Annotated in this window: 22 protein-coding genes and 1 pseudogene; 13 read left to right on the top strand and 10 right to left on the bottom strand. The window is 56.7% G+C overall.

From position 1 onward, the window contains the following. Nucleotides 1-97 precede the first annotated feature (97 nt). The 4 genes from nlpI (at nucleotide 98) to mtr (ending at nucleotide 4,448) form a co-directional block, all read left to right on the top strand. Nucleotides 98-982 (top strand): lipoprotein NlpI, encoded by an 885-nt coding sequence (nlpI, locus tag FHC51_RS02750; RefSeq protein WP_103177162.1) that lies wholly within the window; start codon nucleotides 98-100, stop codon nucleotides 980-982. 106 nt (nucleotides 983-1,088) lie between these two features. Continuing rightward, nucleotides 1,089-1,169, top strand: coding sequence for a protein YrbN (yrbN, locus tag FHC51_RS23200; RefSeq protein WP_103177161.1), 81 nt, complete (start codon nucleotides 1,089-1,091; stop codon nucleotides 1,167-1,169). Next, a complete protein-coding gene (locus tag FHC51_RS02740; RefSeq protein WP_220434865.1) occupies nucleotides 1,162-3,060 on the top strand; it encodes a DEAD/DEAH family ATP-dependent RNA helicase in 1,899 nt (632 codons plus the stop codon). The genes yrbN and FHC51_RS02740 overlap by 8 nt, the downstream gene beginning before the upstream one ends. Before the next feature lie 143 nt (nucleotides 3,061-3,203). Further along, nucleotides 3,204-4,448, top strand: a complete 1,245-nt coding sequence (gene mtr / locus FHC51_RS02735) for a tryptophan permease (RefSeq protein ID WP_220434864.1) — start codon at nucleotides 3,204-3,206, stop codon at nucleotides 4,446-4,448. 82 nt (nucleotides 4,449-4,530) lie between these two features. On the opposite strand, the gene FHC51_RS02730 is transcribed toward mtr, so the two are convergent. From FHC51_RS02730 to FHC51_RS02720, 3 genes are all read right to left on the bottom strand, one after another. Continuing rightward, complete coding sequence (locus FHC51_RS02730) at nucleotides 4,531-5,538, bottom strand: luciferase-like monooxygenase (RefSeq protein ID WP_114316591.1); 1,008 nt, start codon at nucleotides 5,536-5,538, stop codon at nucleotides 4,531-4,533. Nucleotides 5,539-5,616: 78 nt separating this feature from the next. Beyond that, entirely contained in the window at nucleotides 5,617-6,495 is an 879-nt protein-coding gene (locus FHC51_RS02725) for a U32 family peptidase (RefSeq protein ID WP_103824912.1), read from the bottom strand. An 8-nt stretch (nucleotides 6,496-6,503) separates the two neighbouring features. Further along, complete coding sequence (locus tag FHC51_RS02720) at nucleotides 6,504-7,499, bottom strand: peptidase U32 family protein (RefSeq protein ID WP_220434863.1); 996 nt, start codon at nucleotides 7,497-7,499, stop codon at nucleotides 6,504-6,506. 220 nt (nucleotides 7,500-7,719) lie between these two features. Here FHC51_RS02720 and FHC51_RS02715 point away from each other — a divergent pair, with 220 nt between their 5' ends. Then, nucleotides 7,720-8,244 (top strand): SCP2 domain-containing protein, encoded by a 525-nt coding sequence (locus FHC51_RS02715; protein ID WP_103824910.1) that lies wholly within the window; start codon nucleotides 7,720-7,722, stop codon nucleotides 8,242-8,244. Further along, the gene (locus FHC51_RS02710) at nucleotides 8,238-8,741 is read left to right on the top strand and encodes a GNAT family N-acetyltransferase (RefSeq protein WP_103824909.1); all 504 of its coding nucleotides are present in this window, start codon (nucleotides 8,238-8,240) and stop codon (nucleotides 8,739-8,741) included. The genes FHC51_RS02715 and FHC51_RS02710 overlap by 7 nt, the downstream gene beginning before the upstream one ends. On the opposite strand, the gene FHC51_RS02705 is transcribed toward FHC51_RS02710, so the two are convergent. Further along, nucleotides 8,728-9,027, bottom strand: a complete 300-nt coding sequence (locus FHC51_RS02705) for a GIY-YIG nuclease family protein (RefSeq protein ID WP_103177153.1) — start codon at nucleotides 9,025-9,027, stop codon at nucleotides 8,728-8,730. The genes FHC51_RS02710 and FHC51_RS02705 overlap by 14 nt on opposite strands. 55 nt (nucleotides 9,028-9,082) lie before the next feature. On the opposite strand from FHC51_RS02705, the gene FHC51_RS02700 reads away from it, so the two are divergent. Next, nucleotides 9,083-9,511 carry a YhbP family protein gene (locus FHC51_RS02700; RefSeq protein WP_114316593.1) on the top strand — a complete coding sequence of 143 codons (429 nt, stop codon included), beginning with the start codon at nucleotides 9,083-9,085 and terminating at the stop codon, nucleotides 9,509-9,511. Here the strand turns inward: FHC51_RS02700 and FHC51_RS02695 are convergent. After that, entirely contained in the window at nucleotides 9,497-10,015 is a 519-nt protein-coding gene (locus FHC51_RS02695; protein WP_220434862.1) for a type 1 glutamine amidotransferase domain-containing protein, read from the bottom strand. The genes FHC51_RS02700 and FHC51_RS02695 overlap by 15 nt on opposite strands. Before the next feature lie 126 nt (nucleotides 10,016-10,141). Between FHC51_RS02695 and FHC51_RS02690 the strand changes: the two genes are divergently transcribed. Beyond that, complete coding sequence (locus tag FHC51_RS02690; protein ID WP_103824905.1) at nucleotides 10,142-10,786, top strand: NAD(P)H-binding protein; 645 nt, start codon at nucleotides 10,142-10,144, stop codon at nucleotides 10,784-10,786. Between the two features lie 33 nt (nucleotides 10,787-10,819). Here FHC51_RS02690 and dolP read toward each other — a convergent pair whose 3' ends face one another. From dolP to FHC51_RS02670, 4 genes are read right to left on the bottom strand one after another with little or no spacing between them, the layout of a single operon-like run. Then, nucleotides 10,820-11,395, bottom strand: coding sequence for a division/outer membrane stress-associated lipid-binding lipoprotein (gene dolP / locus FHC51_RS02685; RefSeq protein ID WP_103177149.1), 576 nt, complete (start codon nucleotides 11,393-11,395; stop codon nucleotides 10,820-10,822). Between the two features lie 9 nt (nucleotides 11,396-11,404). After that, a complete protein-coding gene (gene diaA / locus FHC51_RS02680; protein WP_032614385.1) occupies nucleotides 11,405-11,995 on the bottom strand; it encodes a DnaA initiator-associating protein DiaA in 591 nt (196 codons plus the stop codon). Nucleotides 11,996-12,016: 21 nt separating this feature from the next. Continuing rightward, on the bottom strand, nucleotides 12,017-12,412 hold the full coding sequence (locus FHC51_RS02675) for a YraN family protein (protein ID WP_103177148.1): 396 nt from the start codon (nucleotides 12,410-12,412) through the stop codon (nucleotides 12,017-12,019). Then, a complete protein-coding gene (locus FHC51_RS02670; protein WP_220434861.1) occupies nucleotides 12,370-14,502 on the bottom strand; it encodes a penicillin-binding protein activator in 2,133 nt (710 codons plus the stop codon). Before FHC51_RS02670 ends, FHC51_RS02675 begins: the two co-directional genes overlap by 43 nt. 62 nt (nucleotides 14,503-14,564) lie before the next feature. Here FHC51_RS02670 and rsmI point away from each other — a divergent pair, with 62 nt between their 5' ends. Together rsmI and FHC51_RS02660 are read left to right on the top strand one after the other, a co-directional pair. Continuing rightward, a complete protein-coding gene (rsmI, locus tag FHC51_RS02665; RefSeq protein WP_103177146.1) occupies nucleotides 14,565-15,428 on the top strand; it encodes a 16S rRNA (cytidine(1402)-2'-O)-methyltransferase in 864 nt (287 codons plus the stop codon). 4 nt (nucleotides 15,429-15,432) lie between these two features. After that, nucleotides 15,433-16,413, top strand: coding sequence for a Fic family protein (locus FHC51_RS02660; protein ID WP_220434860.1), 981 nt, complete (start codon nucleotides 15,433-15,435; stop codon nucleotides 16,411-16,413). Between the two features lie 126 nt (nucleotides 16,414-16,539). On the opposite strand, the gene garD is transcribed toward FHC51_RS02660, so the two are convergent. Next, a complete protein-coding gene (gene garD, locus FHC51_RS02655) occupies nucleotides 16,540-18,111 on the bottom strand; it encodes a galactarate dehydratase (RefSeq protein ID WP_103824902.1) in 1,572 nt (523 codons plus the stop codon). Between the two features lie 414 nt (nucleotides 18,112-18,525). On the opposite strand from garD, the gene FHC51_RS02650 reads away from it, so the two are divergent. The 3 genes and pseudogenes from FHC51_RS02650 to garR all read left to right on the top strand — a co-directional run bounded on the left by FHC51_RS02650 (nucleotide 18,526) and on the right by garR (nucleotide 21,567). After that, entirely contained in the window at nucleotides 18,526-19,860 is a 1,335-nt protein-coding gene (locus FHC51_RS02650; RefSeq protein ID WP_103824901.1) for an MFS transporter, read from the top strand. 15 nt (nucleotides 19,861-19,875) lie between these two features. Further along, nucleotides 19,876-20,645 (top strand): annotated as a pseudogene (garL, locus tag FHC51_RS02645) (2-dehydro-3-deoxyglucarate aldolase). Between the two features lie 31 nt (nucleotides 20,646-20,676). After that, nucleotides 20,677-21,567, top strand: a complete 891-nt coding sequence (gene garR, locus FHC51_RS02640) for a 2-hydroxy-3-oxopropionate reductase (RefSeq protein WP_220434859.1) — start codon at nucleotides 20,677-20,679, stop codon at nucleotides 21,565-21,567. Nucleotides 21,568-21,582 lie beyond the last annotated feature (15 nt).

Here is a 21,582-nt window from a genome sequence, read left to right as displayed (position 1 = left end):
CCCCCCGTGCAAGCGGGGGGCTTGTTATCAGGCAGGACGCCTTGTTAGCAGCCGGGGGACAGGACGTTCATCCAATTGTTGTCTTCGGGAGTGGGAAATGAAGCCTTTTCTGCGCTGGTGTTTCGTTGCGACAGCTTTGACGCTGGCAGGATGCAGCAACTCTGCCTGGCGTAAAAGTGAAGTCCTCGCAGTGCCACTGCAACCGACTTTGCAGCAGGAAGTGATTCTGGCACGCATGGAACAAATTCTTGCCAGTCGGGCTTTAACCGATGACGAACGCGCACAGCTTTTATATGAGCGCGGAGTGTTGTATGATAGTCTCGGTCTGAGGGCACTGGCGCGAAATGATTTTTCACAAGCGTTGGCGATCCGACCGGATATGCCTGAAGTATTCAATTACTTAGGCATTTATTTAACGCAGGCAGGCAATTTTGATGCTGCCTATGAAGCGTTTGATTCTGTACTTGAGCTTGATCCAACTTACAACTACGCGCACTTGAATCGCGGTATCGCATTGTATTACGGCGGTCGTGACAAGTTAGCGCAAGATGATCTGCTGGCGTTTTATCAAGACGATCCTAACGATCCTTTCCGTAGCCTGTGGCTTTTCATTGTTGAGCAGAAGCTCGACGAAAAGCAGGCTAAAGATGCGTTAAAACAACGCTTCGACAAATCGGACAAGGAGCAGTGGGGATGGAATATTGTCGAGTTCTACCTGGGCGACATTAGCGAAGCAACGCTGATGGAACGCCTGAAGGCGGACGCAACGGATAACACCTCGCTCGCTGAGCATCTCAGTGAAACCAACTTCTATTTAGGTAAGTACTACCTAAGTCTGGGGGATACGGACAGCGCTACGGCACTGTTCAAATTAGCGGTTGCTAACAACGTACACAACTACGTTGAGCACCGTTATGCATTGTTGGAATTATCGCTCTTGGGCCAGGAGCATGACGACCTGGCAGAATCGGACCAGCAATAGCTGACGACATAAACATCAGCCCGTAATCTTTTGATTGCCATCACCTTTACTGGTGAGGGCGTTGTTGTTCGTCAATACACCTACTTTGAGCCGGTTCACACTTTCAATGAAAATTACCGAAAATTTTCACGATAAGTTATGTAGACTGGCCGCCATTGACATTGAGGCACTCGTACTACATGGCTGAATTCGAAACCACTTTTGCAGATCTGGGCCTGAAGGCTCCTATCCTTGAAGCCCTTAACGATCTGGGTTACGAAAAACCATCTCCGATCCAGGCAGAATGTATCCCACATCTGCTCTCTGGTCGTGACGTGCTGGGCATGGCCCAGACTGGTAGCGGTAAAACCGCAGCGTTCTCGCTGCCGCTGCTGAATAACATTGACCCGGACCTGCGTGCACCGCAGATCCTCGTACTGGCTCCGACCCGTGAACTGGCTGTTCAGGTGGCGGAAGCTATGACTGAATTCTCTAAACACATGCGCGGCGTAAACGTGGTTGCCCTTTACGGCGGCCAGCGTTATGACGTGCAGTTACGCGCCCTGCGTCAGGGTCCACAGATCGTCGTCGGTACGCCGGGTCGTCTGCTGGATCACCTGAAACGCGGTACGCTGGATCTCTCTAAACTGAGCGGTCTGGTACTGGATGAAGCTGACGAAATGCTCCGCATGGGCTTCATCGAAGACGTAGAAACCATCATGGCGCAGATCCCGGAAGGTCATCAGACCGCTCTGTTCTCTGCAACCATGCCAGAAGCGATCCGTCGCATTACCCGCCGCTTCATGAAAGAGCCGCAGGAAGTGCGCATCCAGTCCAGCGTGACCACTCGCCCGGACATCAGCCAGAGCTACTGGGCTGTGTACGGTATGCGTAAAAACGAAGCGCTGGTGCGTTTCCTGGAAGCAGAAGATTTTGATGCGGCGATCATCTTCGTTCGTACCAAAAATGCGACCCTGGAAGTGGCAGAAGCCCTGGAGCGTAGCGGCTACAACAGCGCAGCGCTGAACGGCGACATGAACCAGGCGCTGCGTGAGCAGACGCTGGAGCGTCTGAAAGACGGTCGTCTGGATATCCTGATTGCAACCGACGTGGCAGCACGTGGTCTGGACGTTGAACGTATCAGCCTGGTTGTTAACTACGACATCCCGATGGACTCCGAGTCTTACGTTCACCGTATTGGCCGTACCGGTCGTGCAGGTCGTGCGGGCCGTGCGCTGCTGTTCGTTGAGAACCGCGAGCGTCGTCTGCTGCGTAACATCGAACGCACCATGAAGCTGACCATTCCAGAAGCAGACCTGCCAAACGCAGAACTGCTGGGCAAACGCCGTCTGGAAAAATTCGCCGCGAAAGTCCAGCAGCAGCTGGAGAGCAGCGATCTGGATCAGTACCGTGCGCTGCTGACGCAGATCCAGCCGACCGCCGAAGGCGAAGAGCTGGATATCGAAACGTTGGCCGCTGCACTGCTGAAGATGGCGCAGGGCGAACGTTCTCTGATCGTGCCGCCAGATGCACCGATGCGTCCTAAGCGTGAGTTCCGTGACCGTGACGATCGTTTCGAACGTCGTGGCGACCGCAACGATCGTGGCCCACGTGGCGACCGTCCAGAGCGTGGTGGTGAAGATCGTCCACGTCGCGAACGTCGTGATGCTGGCGAAATGGAACTGTACCGCATTGAAGTGGGCCGTGATGATGGTGTTGAAGTTCGTCATATCGTTGGCGCGATCGCTAACGAAGGCGACATCAGCAGCCGTTACATCGGTAACATCAAGCTGTTCGGCACCCACTCCACCATCGAACTGCCAAAAGGTATGCCGGGCGAGGTTCTGCAGCACTTTACCCGTACCCGCATCCTGAACAAGCCGATGAACATGCAGCTGCTGGGCGATGCTCAGCCGCGTCCGGACCGTGGCGGCGAACGTCGTGGCGGTGGCCGCAGCTTCGGTGGCGAGCGTCGTGAAGGCGGTCGTGGTCCTCGTCGTGAAGGGGCTGCACCAGGTGCAGGTCGTTTCAGCGGTGAGCGTCGTGAAAGCCGTGGCCCACGTCGCGAAGATGGCCCGGTTCGTCGTCGTGACGCGTAATCTTCACGCTCTGTAGCGTAAAGTAAAATATACAGCCCCGATATTTTTATCGGGGCTTTTTTTATTCCTTTTGTACTATTGTACTGGTACAGTGCGGCACATTAAGATGCAGGTCCCAAATTATTGACTGGAGAAAAGGCTGTATGGCGACACTAACCACCACCCAAACGTCACCTTCACTGCTCGGCGGTGTGGTGATCATCGGCGGCACCATCATAGGTGCGGGGATGTTCTCCCTGCCGGTGGTCATGTCCGGGGCGTGGTTCTTCTGGTCGCTAGCGGCGCTGGTCTTCACCTGGTTCTGTATGCTGCACTCCGGGCTGATGATCCTCGAAGCTAATCTCAACTACCGCATTGGGTCGAGCTTTGACACCATCACCCGCGACCTGCTGGGCAAGCGCTGGAATATCGTCAACGGTATTTCCATTGCCTTTGTGCTCTATATCCTGACCTACGCCTATATCTCGGCCAGCGGCTCGATTCTGCATCACACTTTCGCAGAGATGTCGCTGAACGTCCCGGCGCGCCTGGCGGGTTTTGCCTTCGCTCTTGGCGTGGCATTTATCGTCTGGATGAGTACCAAAGCGGTGAGCCGGATGACGGCCATTGTGCTGGGCGCTAAGGTCATCACCTTTTTCCTGACCTTCGGCAGCTTGTTGGGGCATGTTACGCCCGCCACGCTGTTTAACGTGGCGCAGAGCAACACGTCGTATTCACCCTATCTGCTGATGAACCTGCCGTTTTGTCTGGCATCGTTTGGCTATCATGGCAACGTTCCGAGCCTGATGAAGTATTACGGCAAAGATCCACGCACCATCACCCGCTGCCTGGTCTACGGCACACTGCTGGCATTGGGGCTGTATGTGATCTGGCTGCTGGGAACGATGGGTAACATTCCGCGTCCGGAATTCATCGGCATTGCGCAGAAGGGCGGGAATATTGATGTGCTGGTACAGGCCCTGAGTGGCGTGCTCAACAGCCGTAGTCTGGACCTGCTGCTGGTGATCTTCTCCAACTTCGCCGTGGCGAGCTCGTTCCTCGGCGTGACCCTGGGGCTGTTTGACTATCTGGCCGATCTCTGTGGCTTTGATGACTCTGCGCTGGGGCGTCTGAAAACCGCGCTGCTGACCTTCCTGCCGCCGGTAATCGGTGGCCTGCTGTGGCCGAACGGTTTCCTGTATGCCATTGGCTATGCGGGGCTGGCGGCAACGATCTGGGCGGCGATTGTCCCGGCGCTGCTGGCGCGTAAATCACGTAAGCGCTTCGGTAGCCCAAAATTCCGCGTCTGGGGCGGCAAGCCGATGATTGCACTGATTCTGGTGTTCGGTATCGGCAACGCAGTGGTCCACGTGCTGTCGAGCTTTAATCTGCTGCCTGTATATCAGTGAACATATTGCCCGGTGGCGCTTCGCTTACCGGGCCTACAGGGATGGAGTAGGCCGGGCAAGCGCAGCGCCGCCCGGCAAAAAACTACCCCACCAGCTCCTCTTTCACCTGCATCGCCAGATCGAACGAATGTAGACGCGCCTGGTGATCGAAGATCTGGCCGTTGACCATGATCTCATCAGCCTGCGTCTCACGCAGCACCGCTTCCAGGCCATGACGCACCTTCGCTTTATCCCCTACCAGCGACATGCTTAACGCCTGTTGCACGCCATATTGTTCTGACGCCGACCACAGCTGGTGCATATTCTCCACCGGCGGTGGCAGTTGCCCCGTCTCGCCGCGGCGCAGCTTCATAAAGGCCTGCTGCATGGAGGTAAACAGGAATTCCGCATCGCGGTTGCTGTCAGCGGCAATGATGTTGATGCACACCATCGCATACGGTTTTTCCAGCCGCGCCGAAGGCTTAAAGTGGGTGCGATAGAGATGCAGCGCCTGGTGCAGCATATCCGGCGCAAAGTGCGACGCGAAGGCAAACGGCAGCCCCAGCTGCGCGGCCAGCTGGGCGCTATAGAGGCTGGAGCCTAACAGCCACACCGGGATCTGCTCGCCATAGCCCGGCACCGGGCGCACCTGCGGATTCGGGTCACGGGCATCAAACCACTCCACCAGTTCAAGCACGTCGCGGGGGAAGTTATCGATGTCACCGCTCATATGGCGACGCAGGGCGCGCATGGTCGGCTGATCGCTGCCCGGTGCACGGCCCAGTCCCAGGTCGATACGGCCCGGATAGAGAGTGTTGAGAGTACCAAACTGCTCGGCAATAACCAGCGGCGAATGGTTAGGTAGCATCACGCCGCCCGAGCCTAAATGCAGCGTCGTGGTATTCGCCGCCAGATAGCCGAGCAGCACTGAGGTGGCGGCGCTGGCAATCCCGACCATGTTGTGGTGTTCCGCCAGCCAGTAGCGATGATAGCCGCGCTGTTCAGCCAGGCGGGCGAGATCCAGTGAGTGGGTAAAGGCTTCCCTTGCCGAGGAGCCTTCAGGGATCGGCGCCAGGTCCAGCACCGAAAACGGAATGGATTTATCAGTCATAGCAGCTCACTTTGTCGACGGTGAATCTTTAATAGTGCATTAAAATTTTACAGTCGTTGTTAACAAAGTGAGCCTTTTTTAGTCCTGCAGCTCCAGCCCGGCGAGACGTCGCCAGTAGCCGTTGCACTCGCTGTTCGCCGTCAGCGGCAGCGGGGCAGCACCATTTTCATTGGCGCGGAAGGCGTCGATCATGGCGAAGGTTTCGGTGCCCAGCGGCGACAGACGCACCATATCCACCAGCCCTTTCATTGAGGCCAGTTCGTTGCCGAGGTTGTAAACGTAGCCGCTCATGGTCTGAATGCCGTTGAGGACAAACACCTGCTGATTCTCCTGCGACAGCATGCTGCGTCCGTTGGGGTATTTGATGCAGCAGGTTTCGCACTCATCTTTCGGCAGATTCTCTGAACGCGCAGTAAAGCAGCGGGCGGAGTACGCCAGCGGCAGATGCCCGTAGCTGAGCACTTCCACTTCAAACTGATTGCGGATCCCCAGCTCGTCGCACTGCGCCAGGATGTTCACCAGCCAGTCACGGGAGAGTTCCACCGGCATACACCAGCGCGTCATGCCCTGTTTGAGCAGCAGACGCAGCGTCACGGCGTTGTAGCAGTTCAGCGCATGCCCGGCGACAAACGGCAGCTTGCGCTCGGCGCACAGGTTCACCACGCCGAGGTCGCTGGCCTCCAGCAGAAATTCACCGTTCTCCACATAGCGCTTCAGCTCATTCAGTTCTGACGAGGCCTGAACCAGCGCCAGCGTAGAGAGCACGACCTGCTTTCCGCTGTCGGCCAGGGTTTTCGCCATCTCCAGCCAGTCACCCACCTTTGTGGCGCGACGCTTACTGCACACCGCCTCGCCGAGGTAAATCACATCCGCCTGGCTGGTTGCCGCCTGCTGATAAAAGTCTTCCAGCGTCTCTTTCGACCAGTAATAGAGCACCGGTCCTAATGAATATTTCATGGTTTATCTCACTGCCATTTACGGTGATACGCACCCAGCGTGGTCTGCGTGCCTTCGGACATCGAGCCGAGCGTCTCCATCCACGCCGGTTCTGGCGTATAGCTCTGCGGATTTGCCATGCAGCGATCGATCGCCTGGCGCCACACTTTTGCCACCTGGCTGACATAGGCCGGGCTGCGCTGGCGTCCTTCGATTTTCACCGAGGCGATGTTGGCGGCCAGCAGTTCCGGCAGCAGTTCGAGGGTGTTCAGGCTGGTGGGCTCCTCCAGCGCATGGTAGCGCTCGCCATCCACCAGATAGCGGCCTTTGCACAGCGTCGGATAGCCGGCGTTTTCATCATCCTGATAGCGGTCAATCAGCACCTCGTTCAGACGCGACTCCAGCCCCTGCGGGGTTTGCTGCCAGCGCACGTAGCGGGCAGGGGAGCAGGCGCCCACAGTGTTGGGCGATTCCCCGGTGAGATAAGAAGAGAGGTAGCAGCGCCCTTCAGCCATGATGCACAGGCTGCCAAAGGCAAAAACTTCCAGCGGAACTGGCGTGACCCGCGCCAGTTGCTTAACCTGATGAATAGAGAGTACGCGCGGCAGCACCACGCGCGACACTTCAAAATTACGATAATAAAAGCGTACGGCCTCTTCGTTAGTGGCAGACGCCTGTACCGAGACATGGCGCTCAATATGGGGATAGCGTTCGGCGGCATACTCCAGCATGGCGAGATCCGCCAGAATCAGGGCGTCGGCACCCAGCTGTGCCGCCATATCCACCGCGCGCTGCCAGCGTTGATAGCCGTCGGGGTGGGCAAAGGTATTGATAGCGATATGCAGTTTACGGCGATGAAGATGTACGAAGCTCACCGCTTCCTGCAGTTTTTTCTCGGTAAAATTGAGACCAGCGAAGTGACGGGCATTGGTATCGTCCTTCAGCCCGATATAAACCGCATCGGCGCCGTTTTCGATGGCCGCCTTTAACGCCGGTAAGTTCCCGGCAGGGCAGAGCAGCTCCATAATTTATCCTGACGTTCGCAGCCCCAGAGGGATGCAAAATTGTTATCGAACAGGGATTTTAATTAACCATCCGGCGACAATTTTTGATTTAAGGCAGCTAATGGCGTATTGATGACACCAATAATGGGTTACGCCGGTTGTCAGTTTGTTGATTTACCCCGCTATACCGGCGACTGGATATGGCAAAATATCAGGACTATAGATATCAGGAGTATTGCTCGTGCTGGATAAACTGCGTTCACGTCTCGTACAATTTGGCCCGTCGCTGCTGAGCGTGCCGGTTAAGCTCGCGCCCTTTGCCCTGAAGCGTCAGGTACTGGAGCAGGTGCTCAGCTGGCAATTCCGCCAGGCGCTGGCGGATGGCGAGCTGGAATTTCTTGAAGGGCGCTGGTTACGTATCGAGGTGCGCGATATTGGTCTGCGCTGGTACACCTCCGTTGAAAATGAACAGCTGGTGGTGCGCGAATCCGCCGAGGCGGACGTCAGCTTCAGCGCTGACGCCAGCGATCTGCTGATGATTGCGGCACGCAAGCAGGATCCCGACACGCTCTTCTTCCAGCGCCGTCTGGTGATTGAAGGCGATACCGAGTTAGGTCTGTATGTCAAAAACCTGATGGATGCGATTGAACTGGAACAGATGCCGAAGCCGCTGCGCGTGGCCCTGTTGCAACTGGCCGATTTTGTCGAGGCGGGTCTGAAAACTCCGCCGGAAAGTAAACACACTTCTGTAGGTGAGCCATGTTGATTCGAGTAGAAATTGGCATCGATGCCCCGGGTATTGACGCCTTATTACGCCGGTCGTTTGAAGGGGAAGGTGAAGCGCAACTGGTTCACGATCTTCGTGAAGACGGCCTGATTACGCTGGGTCTGGTCGCCACCGATGATGAAGGTCAGGTCGTTGGCTACGTGGCCTTTAGCCCGGTCATCGTGCAGGGCGAAGAGCTGCAGTGGGTCGGCATGGCGCCGCTGGCGGTGGATGAAAACTATCGCGGACAGGGACTGGCGCGCCAGCTGGTCTACGAAGGGCTGGATTCACTCAATGAGTTTGGCTACGCCGCGGTCGTGACGCTGGGCGATCCGGATTTCTACAGCCGTTTAGGCTTCGAGAAAGCGGCACATTACGATCTGCGTTGCCGCTGGCCGGGCACCGAGTCGGCTTTCCAGGTCCACCGTCTGGCCGACGATGCGCTTAACGGCGTGAGCGGCCTGGTGGAATACCACGATCGCTTCAATAGCTTTTAACCGGCGGCCTTTGCAGGCTCTCGCGTAGCGCCTCAAATGTCCCGTCTCCGCTGACGAGGCGCTCTTTCTGGCGCTTCGTGAGCTGTTTAATGCGATATTCCAGCCGGAGGGCCAGGGAGCGATCCCCTGCGACGGCGGAAAACGCCAGCGTCAGCTCTCCTTTACCCCTCAACGCCTTCGCCCCTTTTCCCGTTTGATGTTGCAGGAAGCGGCGCGGCACATCGGTTGTGATGCCCGTATAGAGCGCATTATCAGCAGTTCGAACAAGATAGAGAAACCAGCACACGGCGACAGATTCAGTATGTTAAGGTGAGTGCACCTTAGCATGAGAGAGAAGCGAAATGGAAACTCTGGCCGCCATCAACCGCTGGCTGGCGAAGCAGCACGTGGTTACCTGGTGCGTGCACCATGACGATGAGTTGTGGTGTGCCAATGCCTTTTACTATTACGATCCGCAGCGCGTCGCGTTCTACGTCTTAAGCGAAGACAAAACCCGTCATGCGCAGATGAGCGGCAAACAGGCGAAAGTTGCAGGCACCGTCAACGGGCAGCCCAAAACCGTGGCGTTAATCCGCGGGGTACAGTTCAAAGGGGAGATTCGTCGTCTGGAAGGGGAGGAAAGCGACGTGATGCGCAAGCACTATCTTCGTCGCTTTCCGGTTGCCGCTGCCATGCCAGCTCCGGTATGGGAGATCCGTCTGGATGAACTGAAGTTCACTGACAACACGTTAGGCTTTGGCAAAAAACATCACTGGCTACGCGCCGAGTAAGCGCAACGCCTCACGGTTAAAGGCGATAAGATCTTCTGGCGTCCGGCTGGTAACCAGCTGATCGTTATCGATGACGACCTCCTGATCGTGAAAATCGGCCCCGGCGTTTTTCAGATCGATGGCGATCGACTTCACCCCCGTCAGTTTACGTCCGCGCACAACCTCAGCGCTGATCAGCAGCTGCGGACCGTGGCAGATGGCAAAGACCGGTTTCCCGCTGGAGACAAAGTCCCGGGTAAAGGCCACGAAACGTGTATCGCTGCGTAGCGAGTCCGGGGAGTGCCCACCCGGCAGTAACAGGGCGTCAAAGTCAGACGGGCTCACCTCATCGATGGTTTTATCGATGGTCACGCTGGCCTCGCCCTTATGGCCTTTTACCGTTTTGCCTGCCTCTTTTTCAATGGTGATCACCTCATGGCCCGCCTTACGAAACGCCTCGGCAGGTGAAGTAAATTCTGAATCTTCAAACTCGTCGGTAATCAAGACCGCAATTTTCTTGCTCATGCTTCCTCCGTTGTTTTGGCTTCAGACAGCTTTTTTCCAGCTTGTGGTAAATACTTAACGTTCAGACCACTAAGTGTGGTTGAGTGGCATGAAATCGCATACGGACTAATCTGCAAAGGAGGAGTAATGAGTCAGGTTTTAATTACCGGCGCGACCGGCCTTGTGGGTGGGCACCTGCTGCGTATGCTAATTCAGGAGCAGAAGATCAACTATATTGCCGCCCCGACGCGTCGCCCGCTGGGCGATATAGAAGGGGTGTTTAATCCCCACGATCCGCAACTGACCGATGCGCTGGCACAGGTTCAGGATCCGGTTGATACCGTCTTTTGCTGTCTGGGCACCACCCGGCGTGAGGCGGGCAGCAAAGAGGCCTTTATTCATGCCGATTACACGCTGGTGGTGGATACTGCGCTGACCGGCAAACGACTCGGGGCGAAGCATTTCCTGGTCGTGAGCGCCATGGGGGCTAACGCGCATTCGCCGTTCTTCTACAACAAGGTGAAAGGCAAAATGGAAGAGGCCCTGATCGCCCAGAAGTGGGAGCGGTTGACCATTGTGCGACCGTCCATGCTGCTGGGGGAGCGGGAGAAGCATCGCTTCAGCGAGTCGCTGTTTTCCCCGCTGTTCAGCCTGCTGCCCGGCAACTGGAAGTCTGTCGAGGCGCGGGATGTGGCGCAGGTCATGCTGCAGGAGGCGCTGGGTGCAGCACCGGCAGGGGTCAATATTATTCCGTCGGCGAAAATCAGGGAACAGGCGCAGGGAGAAGGATGAGCGCCCTCTGCCAACGGCAGAGGGCAGGGGAGATTATTTGATGTAGGTGAAGGCCGTGGTCACGTGTTTCACGCCGCTTACCCGGCTGGCGATATCCGCCGCCGCTTTACCTTCACGCTCGGTCACCAGGCCGAGCAGGAACACTTCGCTGTTCTCGGTGGTCACTTTCACGTTCGAGGATTTCACCTGATCGCTGCCCAGCAACTGGGAGCGCACTTTAGTGGTGATCCAGGTGTCGTTTGAGGCGGCACCCAGGCCAATCGGCTGGCCCTGACGTATTTCGTTAAATACCTCGGTCGTCCCTTCTACACCCATCGCAATTTGTTTCGCGCGGGAGGCAAGCTCGGTATTCGGCGCCTGTCCGGCCAGTAACACCTTGCCCTGATAAGCCGTAACGTTAATGCGCGCTTCTTTCTTAATCTGTTGGTCTTTGGAGAGTGCGCTGTTTACGCGCAGCTCCAGGGTGCCGTCATCCACCTGCGTGCCCACGGTACGCGGGTCGGTCGCGGCTTTGGTACTCACTGCGGCGGTACCCACTACCGCTGCAGCCACACATCCCTGAAGCAGCAGCGCAGAAATAAGGACTGCGAGGGGCGAAAGTGCCTTCATGTTTACTCCTTAATCATCCTGGTGAGGGAAAAGCGTGTTATCGATCAGATCGCATAAACAGTTCACCGTCAGCATATGCATCTCCTGAATGCGCGCGCTGCGGTGGGAAGGAATACGGATCTCAACGTCATGCGGACCTAACAGCCCCGCCAGCTCGCCGCCGTCGTAACCGGTCAGCGCAACGATGGTCATATCGCGCGTGACGGCCGCTTCCACGGCCTTGACGATGTCGCGGCTGTTGCCGCGCGTGGAGATGGCCAGCAGGACATCACCGGCATGCCCTAACGCGCGCACCTGCTTGGCGTAGATCTCATCATGAAGACGATCGTTGGCAATCGCCGTTAAGACCACGTTATCGGTATTAAGTGCAATGGCAGGTAAACTGGGGCGCTCTGTCTCAAAACGATTGATCATACTGGCAGCAAAATGCTGTGCGTTGGCGGCCGAGGTGCCATTACCACAACAGAGAATTTTGTTGCCGTTAAGCAGGGACTGAACCAGCGTCATTGCCGCGCGGGAGATGGCGTCCGGCAGCGCTTCTGCTGCTGCAATCTGAGTCTGAATGCTTTCCGTGAAGCAAACCTTAATTCTTTCGAGCACGGTATCCCTTAACGATCTGATTTACGCGTCTTCGCCGAAGGCGTTTTTGAACCATTCGATGGCGTTTCCGGTGAAGGCTACCACATCGAACCGGCAATCCACAGTGTCAAAGCTGCCATTATGCCGGGCAAGCCACAACTGGGCGGTGTGTAACAATTTTTGTTGCTTGGCCCGGGTCACGCTGGCGGCGGCCCCGCCGTAACGGGATGACTGGCGGTAACGCACCTCAATGAACACGATGGACGGGCCGTCCTGCATGATAAGGTCAATTTCCCCGCCGCGTCCGCGAACGTTAGCGGCGATAAAGCGCAGTCCTTTGCGCTCAAGCCAGCGACGCGCCTGTAATTCGCGCGCGTCGCCGGTCTGTTTGCGGGTTAACTGGCCGGAACGATCTGTCCCTGCTGGTATTTGAGCCATGATAACTTCCTGTTAATCACGCAGTCCTGAGTAGCGGTGAGATCGCCGGTGTTGCCGTTAAGGGTAAAGCCCGGCACCTGGCGCATCTGGGTGAAGTGGTTCGCCAGCGCCCAGGCATCCACGCCCATGGCATACAGGCGCGCCAGCGAGTAGTCGTTACGCACGCTGCTGAGTGCCTGCTGCATCAGCTCTGGGTTTGCCCCTGCGAGCATCGGGATTTCGCTGTACTGCAGCCCTTCCATCTCAAGACGGAAATCCGGGCCTGCGGTGCCCTGTGCGCTGCGTGAGCTGGCATACAGCGACACGCCCGCCTGGCTGCCGTTACGCATGGCGATCATCGGTTTGATAAAGGCGATCTCTTCCGGGGTGGCGACAATGTAGGCCGCATCGACGTTACCGCCGCCGCTGATCTGCGCATCCGTTGGCGGCGCCGGGATAGTCAGGCCACCAATCGTCACGCTCTGCTGCTGTGGCAGGCTGGCAGTTACCGGGCTACCGCTGAGGGCAATACCCGCTCCGCCGTTCACGCCCGCGCGCAGTTCTGAGGCTGAGCCAAATTTCTGCTGCAGGACGATACCACCGCCCAGCTGTTGCCACTCCTGGGCAAAGGCAGTCGCGACGCGATCGCCCAGTTGGCTGCGCGGGATGAGCAGCAGGGGAGCCTGCTTACCTTGCTCATGGATATGGCGGGCCGCATCGCGGGCTTCGTCTTCTGGCGACAGGGCAAAGTAGCAGACGTTAGGGCGATTCTGCACCTGCTCCGGCTGGTTCAGCGCCAGCACGTTCAGCGGGGTGTTGCTTCTCACCAGCTCGTCCACGTTATTTTTCAGCAGCGGGCCGACCACGATGCTGGCGCCATCCTGCTGCACCTGATTCAGCACCTGATCGAGCGGCTGGTTGCTGGTGTCATACACTTTTATCTCCGCAGATGGGTTGCCCGTGACCTGTGGTTGGGCAACAGTCTGCGTCTCTTGTGACGTGACCGGAGTCTGCACCGGCTCCTGCGCGTTGCTTTCCTGCACAACGCCTTCCTGCACATCACCTTCCGGCGCGGCGACAGGTTGCTGAGTGGCAGGGGCCTGCACCGGATTCTGGAGCGTGCCTGGCTGAGCAGCGACAGGTTGGGTCGCGGTCAGATCGTTGGTTTCGGCACTGGACGGGCTCACCACATCACCGGCATTAGCTGCCTGGGCGACCTGGGCGGGAACTGCGCTGCCCGCAACGGCGGCAGTACCGTTTCTCGCCGCTTCAAAACCCTGCTGGATCGTGCGGCCAAAGACGGCGGCCTGGCCACCTAATGGCAGCAGCAGGGCGATTTTGCTGGTGGAGGCTGGCTTGAAGTTCTGTACATTAACCAGCTGCGTTGGCAGCATGGTTGCGCCCGGGTTATTTGGATAGCGGGTTTGCCAGTCTTTAATTCCGGCCTTCAGCATATCCGGATCGTTGCGGTTATCGAACCAGACGCGCTGCAAATCCAGCCACCCCTGCAGGATATTCTCGTCGGCGTTAATCACCAGCGCATTGGCCTGATCGGGATTCATGGCGGAGAGCGTCTGCCAGGTGGCATCGATATTTTTCTGTTTTTCCGCAGCGGAGAGCAGCGGCTCCTGGGCGATCAACGCCCGCAGCAGCGTCAGGGAAGGACGACCCTGTTCGGCAGCGATACCGGCCTGCCAGAAACGCGCCTGCTGATTTTTATCCAGCGCACTGATGTCGATATTGCCGAGGATAGTCTTCGCGCCGGCAACATCGTTCTGCGCAATTTTCAGCTCTGCGGCCAGCAGCGACTGCTCGCGACGTTGGGTATCGGTCAGATCCTGCGGCAACTGGTTAAACAGATCGGTGGCATGCTGGGTTTTACCCTCTTTCAGCAGTGCACGAATGGCGAGTAATTGCCAGTTGATCCTGGTATCATTCGAGCTCTGCTCCATCTGGTGCAGATAGAAGCCAGAGTCAGCCTGGGCTGTACCCTCCATGTGGGCAGCACTTTGATCGGGCGCCTGTGTGCCACAGCCTGCAAAGAACAGGGCTGCCAGCACCAGCGGAAGGCTGCGCGTGGCTTTATTATGAAAAAACGTTAAGGGTACCATACTGTATCCAGTGATATTTTTTACGCAATGCTTAATATTAAATCGGCAATACGGATGAAACAATGAAACAACACGAAACGGCAGATAATTCTCAGGGTCAGCTATATATTGTACCTACTCCTATCGGGAATTTATCTGATATTACCCAACGTGCACTCACCGTATTGCAAAGCGTTGATCTTATTGCGGCTGAAGATACTCGCCACACTGGCCTGCTGCTGCAACACTTCGCCATTAATGCCCGCCTGTTTGCCCTGCACGACCATAACGAGCAGCAAAAGGCCGAGACGCTGGTGGCAAAGCTGAAAGAGGGGCAGAACATCGCTCTGGTGTCCGATGCCGGTACGCCGCTGATTAACGATCCGGGCTATCACCTGGTTCGCACCTGCCGCGAGGCGGGCATTCGGGTTGTTCCGCTGCCAGGTCCGTGCGCCGCCATTGCCGCCCTGAGCGCGGCGGGCCTGCCGTCTGACCGCTTCTGCTACGAAGGCTTCCTGCCCGCCAAATCCAAAGGTCGTCGCGACGTGCTTAAAGCGCTGGAAGCCGAACCGCGCACGCTGATCTTTTACGAATCAACCCACCGTCTGCTGGAGAGCCTGGAAGACATGGTCGCCGTCTGGGGAGAGGCGCGTTACGTGGTGCTGGCCCGTGAGCTGACCAAAACCTGGGAGACCATCCACGGCCTGCCGGTTGGCGAATTGCTGGCATGGGTGAAAGAGGATGAAAACCGCCGCAAGGGCGAGATGGTGCTGATTGTCGAAGGGCACAAGGCCGAAGAGGACGCCCTGCCTGCGGATGCCCTGCGCACCCTCGCGCTGTTACAGGCCGAGCTACCGCTGAAGAAAGCGGCCGCGCTGGCAGCAGAGATCCACGGCGTGAAAAAGAACGCGCTGTATAAATATGCGCTGGAGCAGCAGGGAGAGTAAGCTCGTGAGCCGTTATCAACCGCCTTTTACGATTACGTCTGCAATCCTTAATCTGGTGGTTGAAACGGGAGAATTGCTGGGACACTGGGCTGCTTATACGGGGCGAGCTTCACCTCTGCTGCGTAAAGAGAATCGTATTCGTACTATCCAGGCGTCGTTAGCCATCGAGCATAATTCGCTGACCACCGGGCAGGTGACCGCAATTATGGATGGAAAGCGGGTGCTGGCCCCGGCAAAAGATATTCAGGAAGTCAGAAACGCCATCCAGGCCTACGAGCACCTGAATATCTGGCAAGCCAGTCGTCTGAAAGATTTGCTGAGTGCCCATCGGCTCCTGATGAAGGGGCTCGTAGATAATCCCGGGCAACTGCGCCAGGGGGATGTCGGGATCTATCGTGGTAACCAACTGGTGCATATGGCACCTCCTGCGTCTCAGGTACCTCGTCTGGTGGATGAGCTGCTTGGCTGGCTTAATGCCACAGACTTGCACCCGCTAATCGCCAACTCTGTATTCCACTATGAATTTGAATTTAGCCATCCCTTTGCCGACGGTAATGGTCGTATGGGGCGTCTCTGGCAGACTCTTATCCTCAGCCACTGGCGTGCCGAGCTGGCCTGGTTGCCGGTGGAAACGCTGATCCACTTTCAGCAAGAGCGGTACTACGCCATCCTTGGGCAGTGTGATAAAGCCAGCGACTGCACGGCTTTTGTCGAATTTATGCTACAAAATCTTGCCGATGCGCTGCGTGAAAGTATCTCAACCCCGCATGCATTGTCGGAACAAATGTCGGAACAAATGTCGGAAAAAGAGGAAGCCATCCTGCAACTTTTGATTGCCCAGCCAAAGATGACAGCTTCCACCCTGGCCTCAATGCTCGGTGTAACCTCCCGTACGGTAGAACGCTACCTTAGCGCATTACAAAGCAAGGGTAAGGTACAACGGGTCGGTGCCAGAAAAGGTGGGTACTGGCAGGTCTTAAGATAGGCTGCGCTTGTCCCGTCAGACGATATTACTTCTGATATGCAAACCTTCGAAATGTTGAGCATCTGCCAGAACGAAAGGCAAAAAAAAGCATGGCCGGAGCCATGCTAAAAGAGGTTTACTGCAAACTCAGGTCACCGGTGCCGGGTTAAATACCGCCAGCTGGTTATGTAATCCCCATTGATCGGAGAAAGTCTTCTTACGTCCACTCGCCACGTCGAGGATGAAGTGGAACAGCTTCCAGCCTACATCCTCAATGCTCTCTTCGCCGGTAGCGATAGTGCCCGCATTGATATCCATCAGGTCAAACCAACGGTTCGCCAGCTCGGTACGGGTCGCCATTTTAATGACTGGCACCGCCATCAGGCCGTACGGGGTGCCGCGACCGGTGGTGAAGACCTGAACGGTGATCCCGGAGGCCACCTGCTGGGTACCACAGACGAAATCGCTGGCGGGCGTAGCGGCGTAGATCAGGCCACGTTTTGTCGGGCGCTGACCCGGGGAAAGCACTTCAACGATGGCGCTCTTGCCCGATTTGGCGATGGAGCCCAAGGCTTTTTCCACCACGTTCGCCAGGCCGCCTTTCTTGTTGCCCGGCGACGGGTTGGCACTGCGGTCGGTCTTGCCCATATCGAGATAGTTATCATACCAGGCCATTTCCTCCAGCAGGCGTTTGCCCACCTCTTCGTTGATGGCGCGCGGCGTCAGGAGATGGATCGCGTCACGCACTTCGGTCACTTCGGAGAACATTACCGTGGCGCCACAGCGCACCAGCAGGTCTGAGGCATAGCCCACCGCCGGGTTGGCGGTCACGCCCGAGAAGGCGTCGCTGCCGCCGCACTGCATCCCCACCACCAGCTCAGAGGCCGGGCAGGTTTCACGCTGGCGCTGATTCAGTTTTGCCAGATGGCGCTCAGCGACCTGCAGAATGTCATCCACCATCGACCGGAAGCCGACATGCTGCTCGTCCTGCAGACGCACGATGCTGGCGTCATCCACCGGGATCGCCTGCACATCTTCGGTGCCCTGGAGCAGCTTTTCGGGTTGCAGCTTCTCGCAGCCGAGGCCGATAACCATCACTTCGCCGCCGAAGTTCGGGTTCAGGGCGATATTGTGAATGGTGCGGATAGGGACAATTGCCGCCGGGGCATTGATCGCCACGCCGCAGCCGTAAAGATGATTCAGACCCACCACGCCGTCGACGTTGGGGTATTTTGGCAGCAGATCGCGTTCGATGATCTTCACCACATAATCGACCACACCCGCCACGCAGTGCACGCTGGTACTGATGCCGAGCAGGTTTTTAGTGCCGACGCTGCCGTCCGCATTGCGATAACCTTCAAAGGTGTAGCCTTCAAGCGCAGGCAGCGGCTCCGGTACGCGGGTGGCCAGCGGCAGGGTGTGCAGCGGCGGGGCTTCCGGCAGGGCAACCAGCGACTCATCAATCCAGCTACCCTGGGGGATGGCGCGCACGGCGTAGCCGATGACTTCGCCGTAACGCACGATTTCGCCCTGCGCCGGGATATCCACCAGCGCCACTTTATGGCCCTGTGGAATATGTTCGATGAGTTCAAGTCCGTCCGGGAAACGCGTTCCGGCTTTTAACCCCTGATCGTTAACAATAATCGCCACGTTATCGGTCTCATGTACCTTAATATAAAACGCGGTCGGCGACGTTTGACGAATTTCGATGTCGGCCATTGTCCAGTATTCTCCAGCGCGTGGGGGATAATTAATTGATCAAAGAGTACCTATATTTTCTTGTTATAAAAAATAAAGACTCTGCTCAGTGGAATAAAGAATGTCAGGCATGGGGAATTAATAATGTGATCGCGATCACTCATTTATGACGGTGGCCTGCCCATAAGGGGAGCAATGGCGAAATCTGTGCATCAGCGCCCAAGGGTTTGTGCATATGCTCAAAATAATATTCACAATAAAACTGATAATTGAGCAATGAGACAATGCGTGGTGGTGGGCGCTTGATTATACTCATTAACGCTTTCATGGATTCGGTTAATTAACTGCAATTATCTCTAATTAGCAAAATAATCAGGATTGCCTCTTTCTTAAAACAATAAAAATAATTTCATTGATGTACCAGAGGAAATAAATATGTTGCTGGATACTACCGTTGAAACTAAAAAGGGTGTCCCCACCCGTTATTTAATATTACTCATCATTTTTATTGTTACTGCGGTCAATTACGCTGACCGCGCCACGCTCTCTATTGCCGGTACGGAAGTCGCCAAAGAGCTGCAATTAAGCGCCGTGTCGATGGGCTACATCTTCTCCGCCTTCGGCTGGGCTTATCTGCTGATGCAGATCCCCGGCGGCTGGCTGCTGGACAAATTCGGCTCGAAAAAGGTCTATACCTACAGTCTCTTCTTCTGGTCGCTGTTCACCTTCCTGCAGGGGTTTGTCGATCTCTTCCCGCTGGCGTGGGCGGGCGTTTCAATGTTCTTTATGCGCTTTATGCTCGGCTTCTCCGAGGCGCCATCCTTCCCGGCTAACGCCCGTATCGTAGCGGCCTGGTTCCCGACCAAAGAGCGCGGTACGGCATCGGCTATTTTTAACGCCGCGCAATATTTCTCGCTGGCGCTCTTCTCCCCGTTGCTCGGCTGGCTGACCTTCGCCTGGGGCTGGGAACATGTCTTTACCGTGATGGGTGTGATTGGCTTTGTGCTGACCGGCATGTGGGCGAAGTTTATTCATAACCCGACCGACCATCCAGGCATAAGCGCCGATGAGCTGAAGTTCATTAAGGAGGGTGGTGCGGTGGTCGATATGGACCACAAAAAGCCAGGCGACAAAGCGGCCAGCGGTCCGAAGCTGCATTACATCAAACAGTTATTGTCTAACCGCATGATGCTGGGCGTCTTTTTCGGGCAATACTTTATCAACACCATCACCTGGTTCTTCCTCACCTGGTTCCCGATTTATCTGGTGCAGGAGAAGGGGATGTCGATTCTGAAGGTGGGCCTGGTGGCATCGATTCCGGCGCTGTGCGGTTTTGCCGGCGGCGTACTGGGCGGCGTATTCTCGGATCACCTGATTAAGCAAGGCAAGTCGATTACCCTGGCGCGTAAGCTGCCGATCGTTCTGGGTATGCTGCTGGCCTCCTCAATCATTCTGTGCAACTACACCAACAACACCACGCTGGTGGTCGCGCTGATGGCGCTGGCCTTCTTCGGTAAAGGGTTTGGTGCCCTGGGCTGGCCGGTTATATCCGATACCGCACCGAAAGAGATTGTTGGCCTGTGCGGTGGTGTGTTTAACGTCTTTGGCAACGTAGCGTCAATCGTCACTCCGCTGGTGATTGGCTATCTGGTCAGTGAACTGCATTCGTTCAACGCGGCACTGCTGTTCGTAGGGTGTTCTGCGCTGATGGCGATGTTCTGCTACCTGTTCGTAGTGGGTGACATCAAACGTATGGAATTGCAGAAATAAGCAAAGGTATAAGCGATGAGTAACGATATTTTCCCGAACAGTTTAAAGCGGCCCTCGCGGCACATCAGATTCAGATCGGCTGCTGGTCCGCGCTGGCAAGCCCAATCAGCACCGAAGTGCTGGGACTGGCAGGTTTTGACTGGCTGGTGCTGGACGGTGAACATGCGCCGAACGACGTCACCACTTTTATTCCGCAGCTGATGGCCCTGAAGGACAGCCACAGCGCGCCGGTGGTTCGCGTGCCGACCAATGAGCCGGTGATCATCAAGCGCCTGCTGGATATTGGTTTCTATAACTTCCTGATCCCGTTTGTGGAAAACGTCGAAGAGGCGGTGCAGGCGGTAGCTTCCACCCGCTATCCGCCTGAAGGCATTCGCGGCGTGTCGGTCTCCCATCGCGCCAATATGTTTGGCACCGTGCCGGACTACCTCGCCCAGTCGAACAAGAACATCACTATCCTGGTGCAGATTGAGAGCCAGCAGGGCGTGGACAACGTCGATGCCATCGCCGCCACTGACGGCGTAGACGGCATCTTTGTCGGTCCAAGCGACCTGGCGGCCGCCTTTGGTCACCTGGGTAATGCGAATCACCCGGAAGTGCAGCGCGCCATCCAGCATATCTTTGCCCGCGCCAAAGCGCACGGTAAACCGTCCGGCATTCTGGCGCCGGTCGAGGCCGATGCCCGCCGTTATCTGGAGTGGGGCGCAACCTTTGTTGCCGTCGGCAGCGATCTTGGCGTGTTCCGCTCCGCCACCCAGAAGTTAGCGGATTCCTTCAAGAAATAATCACCACCACTGAATAAAGAGAGACGCAATTATGACACTGAAAGTTGGTTTTATTGGCCTGGGTATCATGGGTAAACCAATGAGTAAAAACCTCATCAAAGCAGGTTACTCACTGGTGGTTGCAGACCGTAACCCGGAAGCCATTGCCGAAGTGATCGCCGCAGGCGCAGAAACGGCCGCCACGGCAAAGGCCATTGCTGAGCAGTGCGATGTGATCATCACCATGCTGCCAAACTCCCCGCACGTGAAAGAGGTGGCGCTGGGCGAAGGCGGCATCATCGAAGGGGCAAAACCGGGCACCGTGCTGATCGACATGAGCTCTATTGCACCGCTGGCCAGCCGTGAAATCAGCGAGGCGTTAAAAGCAAAAGGCATCGACATGCTGGATGCGCCGGTGAGCGGCGGCGAGCCGAAAGCTATCGACGGCACCCTCTCTGTGATGGTGGGCGGCGACAAAGCCATCTTCGACAAATATTACGACCTGATGAAAGCGATGGCCGGCTCCGTGGTGCACACCGGTGAGATTGGCGCCGGTAACGTCACCAAGCTGGCAAACCAGGTCATCGTGGCCCTGAACATCGCCGCGATGTCTGAAGCCCTGACCCTGGCGACCAAAGCGGGCGTTAACCCGGATCTGGTGTATCAGGCGATCCGCGGCGGCCTGGCGGGCAGCACCGTGCTGGATGCCAAAGCGCCAATGGTCATGGATCGTAACTTCAAGCCGGGTTTCCGTATCGATCTGCACATCAAGGATCTGGCGAACGCGCTGGATACCTCTCACGGCGTGGGGGCACAGCTACCCCTGACCGCGGCGGTGATGGAGATGATGCAGGCCCTGCGCGCAGATGGGCTGGGAACGGCAGACCACAGCGCCCTCGCGTGCTATTACGAAAAACTGGCGAAAGTGGAAGTCTCTCGCTAACAAAGACGGGCGCGG

The organism is Leclercia sp. EC_58, from assembly GCF_019584355.1.
Taxonomy (GTDB): Bacteria; Pseudomonadota; Gammaproteobacteria; order Enterobacterales; family Enterobacteriaceae; genus Enterobacter.
This window is presented reverse-complemented; position numbering and strand designations above follow the sequence as displayed.